Here is a 3402-nt window from a genome sequence, read left to right as displayed (position 1 = left end):
CGCCTGGCCGGCCCCTATGGAGCCGAGCGCGTCGAGGCCGCGGCGGAACGCGCCATAGAGATCGGCGCGAAGACCTACGGCTCGGTCAAATCCATTCTCGACAACAAGCTCAAGAAGTGGGCCGAGTCGCAAATCTTGCTGCTCGAAAACGGCCTGATAACGATGACCGAGTTTCTTGCCGAGCGCGGCGTCGATTTCGAAGCGCATCTCGACACGCTCGCGGCTGAACGCGCCGAGATCAAAAAGCGCGGTCTCAATGGTGCGTTTTTCCCCGGCGCTGTCACGACGCGAACCGACGTCGTCGAGAACGAGCCGCCGCCCGATGCGCGCAATGTGTCGCCGCGCGAGCCGCAGCAACCGGAACCACGCCAGCGCAAGGCGCGTCAGCTTCAAACGCGTCCATCACGTCGAGCGCCGCGCCTAGAACCATACATTCCGCCACATGAGCGCGATGCGTTGGACGCAGACGAAGCGCTCAGCTTCTAACACAAGGAACAATCTATCATGGTCTACAACATGCGCGGGCAACCCCAGCGGCCTGCTATGTCGCAGAGCAATTATCCGACGACCAACGACAACGCGAACGCGTTCGCTGGCGCAAACCCGTGCGAGATTTTGGCCGCCCTCGAATACGCCCGTGCGGAATTCGCGATGGGAAAAAACGTCGCGTCTATCCGCTTCAACGGAAGGCAAACCGACTATCACCGCGGCGACATGGTGGGGCTCACCCGTCTCGTCGCCGAATATCGCGTGCTCTGCCAAGGCGGCGGCGGACGTGCGATCCGCGCCGGCGGCTATCACCGCAACCCATACATCGGCCGTCCATTCGGCTACTGAGCGGAACAACGTCACATGTCGAAACCTTCTCTTTCATGGGGTGGCGCGAACCTCGACCAACTGCGCACGTCGGGCGGCAAGCTCATGACCGAGGCCGAGGCGCGTGCCAAGGGCTACGCGATACCCCGACCGCCTCGAGCGCAGGCCGCAGGCGCATCCTCGCGGCAGAGCGCTACCTTCGAACCATCCGAGGCGAATATCGCGCCCTCGACCTTCTATGACCGCATAGAGAATGCGCGCGCTGCCGCCGAGTTCGAGCGCGAACGCTACGCAGACGCGATCATGTCTCTTCCCGAGGCGAAGAGCCGGCCTCGCGCGGCGAAGAAGATCGCCGAAGTTCATAACGCGAAGAGCCTGCCGCCGCACAAGGCGAGCGCGCTGCTCGCGTCGCTCCCGGCCGAGATCAGCGGCAACATCACCACCACGTCAATTCGAGAACACGGGAAACCCAAGATGACTAACGCCGAACTCCGCCGCCTTGTCGAGGTCCGTCTCGCGGGCATGTCCGCCTCTCGGATGACCACGCCAGAGAAGGCCGAAGAGGCGCGTCGCTTGTCGTATGCGCTGCGCATCCTGAACAGCGACCCGCGCGCCGACGCTTTCGACGTCTTTCAGAAAACCGGCTGCGACATGGTCGCACTGCTCGGTAGCGGAAATAAGAACGCGTCGACCTCGCGCGGCAGCATCGCCGCCGAAGAGATCGAAGCGCCGACCCGTGAACAGCGCCGCGCCGAGATCGCCAAAGCCGCGAGCATAACCAACAAGGCCAACGGCTTTCGTTCGAACATGGCCGGCAAGCGAAATAGCTTCGCGATCTAAACCACGTCTCCATTCGCGAGCACGTTGCTACGTGCTCGCCACATCACAGAAAGCACGTCATGGGATTGTTCGATCCGCCGAACTTCCGCCAACTCATGAACATGGTTGTCGAGCCGGGCCATAACGAGCACTTCGGCGAGACGTTCGAAATACAACGCTGTGTGTTTCGTCCAAATCGCCAATCGCAACCGGACGGGTCGCCGCCGATCGTCGCAAACGGCATATGGGATGAAGAGCCGCACCTGTCCATGGTAGGCGGCGAAGAAAGCGGCGTCATGTCGACTGACCCACAAGTCAGCTTCGCACATCGCGACTTGCCTGTCCCTTTGAACCGCGGCGATCAGATACGGCGCATGTCGGACGACGTGCTCTATGAGATCACTGCCGTAAAGCCGGATGGCATGTCGCGCATCTTCGTCGACGTGGTGAGGCTCGGTCTCAACGATCAATAAGGAGAGCGGGGAATTATGATGCAAAGAGTGAAATACGAAAGGCGTGCGGACCTTCAAGGAACGCAGCACGACATATGCGACTTTGCCAAACCCGCAGGTCCTGAACTGTCTCGCGATGTGGCATACCATGTCATTCCAGCGCTGGCGCTGTTTCGAAGCGCGAAGACGAAAGAGGACGTAGCGGACCTGCTAGACAGTGTTATTCCGCAGCACATCATCGGCGACATTGCAGCCGACGTCGGGAGGCGGCCCCATTTCTATCAGCGAGCCGTCATAGGCGCGCTGCTCTACCGAGCGGATATTGCGGACCTCGAGCGACGCATCGGCAAATGGCCGGCGCGCGCGATCGTATATCGCTATGCGCCGGGCCGCGCGGCCGAGATCGAGTGAACGAGATAGCGCATGGGGCGCGGTTCAACGTGTAACGCGCGCGGCGAGTCACTGCTCGGCCCTTTGCGCAGCGGATATCGAAACGAGCAGTGACAGCGACCTTAGAACTTGGCCCCGTGCTTTCCCATGTGGAGGGCATGGGGCCTTTTTCTGTCGCGCAATGCTGCCGCAGATCACGACACCTTTAGCATAGACACATGCGCTAACGTGCCTATGGTCGCCGCCGATCAAACACGAAAGGGAGCCGACGACATGCAAGCCGCCTTTGGCGAATTGAACAACGCACACGCCGCGTTTCTCGACACCTTCGAGGCCGCCGTGCGCGAGCGCCTGTCACCGTTCGCAGCGGTGGCCCTACAGCGGCTTTTCGAGGCCGAGGCGCATAATCACGACGCCATGATTGAGCTTGCCTCACGGGCCAGCGCTGCTGCCACAATCGCGATTTCGAACGACGGCACGCTCGCGAAGTTGGAGCGCGCCATTCTCGACGCGGCTTGCGCCTTAGAGGTCATGCTCGACATGAGGGGTTCGAACGTCGTCACGTTGCGACGACGATCATAGGTCACGAACGCCGCGCCGCTACGGGCCGCCATGTAGTTTGCGGATAAGCTCTATCAGCACAACCAAGAATCCCCCCGCCTCGGCGTGGCGTTTCCAGTCGACGCGGCGATACCATGCGACAAAACGCTTAGACAGGTCGGCGGCGATCTTCATTGAATCGGTCTCCTCAGCAAGAAAACGAGGGGACCTATTTCTTGTTCTCCGCTTTTCGGATGATTGGCAAGGGTTTTGAGCGTAAGCGCCGTTTCCGTCCCATTGCCGCTGGAATGGAAGAGCAGCTTGCAATTCGTTGCGACAAGGCATTGCAAGCCTTTGGCGCAAAGCTTTGCCAGCGATTGGTTCA

At 60.8% G+C, this 3402-nt stretch carries 7 protein-coding genes; 5 read left to right on the top strand and 2 right to left on the bottom strand.

The annotated features are described in order from the left end of the window. Window positions 1–393, bottom strand: a 393-nt coding sequence (locus FMZ75_RS20915; RefSeq protein WP_166146189.1) for a hypothetical protein, incomplete at its 3' end; no start/stop codon positions are given. Between the two features lie 111 nt (window positions 394–504). Here FMZ75_RS20915 and FMZ75_RS20910 point away from each other — a divergent pair. From FMZ75_RS20910 to FMZ75_RS20890, 5 genes are all read left to right on the top strand, one after another. Continuing rightward, window positions 505–837, top strand: a complete 333-nt coding sequence (locus FMZ75_RS20910) for a hypothetical protein (RefSeq protein ID WP_166146186.1) — start codon at window positions 505–507, stop codon at window positions 835–837. A gap of 15 nt (window positions 838–852) precedes the next feature. Beyond that, window positions 853–1656 carry a hypothetical protein gene (locus FMZ75_RS20905; RefSeq protein WP_166146183.1) on the top strand — a complete coding sequence of 268 codons (804 nt, stop codon included), beginning with the start codon at window positions 853–855 and terminating at the stop codon, window positions 1654–1656. Window positions 1657–1715: 59 nt separating this feature from the next. Next, on the top strand, window positions 1716–2108 hold the full coding sequence (locus FMZ75_RS20900) for a hypothetical protein (protein WP_166146180.1): 393 nt from the start codon (window positions 1716–1718) through the stop codon (window positions 2106–2108). Window positions 2109–2225: 117 nt separating this feature from the next. Next, window positions 2226–2498, top strand: a complete 273-nt coding sequence (locus FMZ75_RS20895) for a hypothetical protein (RefSeq protein ID WP_166146177.1) — start codon at window positions 2226–2228, stop codon at window positions 2496–2498. A gap of 252 nt (window positions 2499–2750) precedes the next feature. Next, the gene (locus FMZ75_RS20890) at window positions 2751–3059 is read left to right on the top strand and encodes a hypothetical protein (protein WP_166146174.1); all 309 of its coding nucleotides are present in this window, start codon (window positions 2751–2753) and stop codon (window positions 3057–3059) included. A gap of 18 nt (window positions 3060–3077) precedes the next feature. Here the strand turns inward: FMZ75_RS20890 and FMZ75_RS22025 are convergent, their stop codons facing one another. Further along, complete coding sequence (locus FMZ75_RS22025; RefSeq protein WP_255461858.1) at window positions 3078–3212, bottom strand: hypothetical protein; 135 nt, start codon at window positions 3210–3212, stop codon at window positions 3078–3080. Window positions 3213–3402: the final 190 nt, after the last annotated feature.

Source organism: Methylosinus sp. RM1 (assembly GCF_011378635.1).
Taxonomy (GTDB): Bacteria; Pseudomonadota; Alphaproteobacteria; order Rhizobiales; family Beijerinckiaceae; genus Methylosinus; species Methylosinus sporium.
This window is presented reverse-complemented; position numbering and strand designations above follow the sequence as displayed.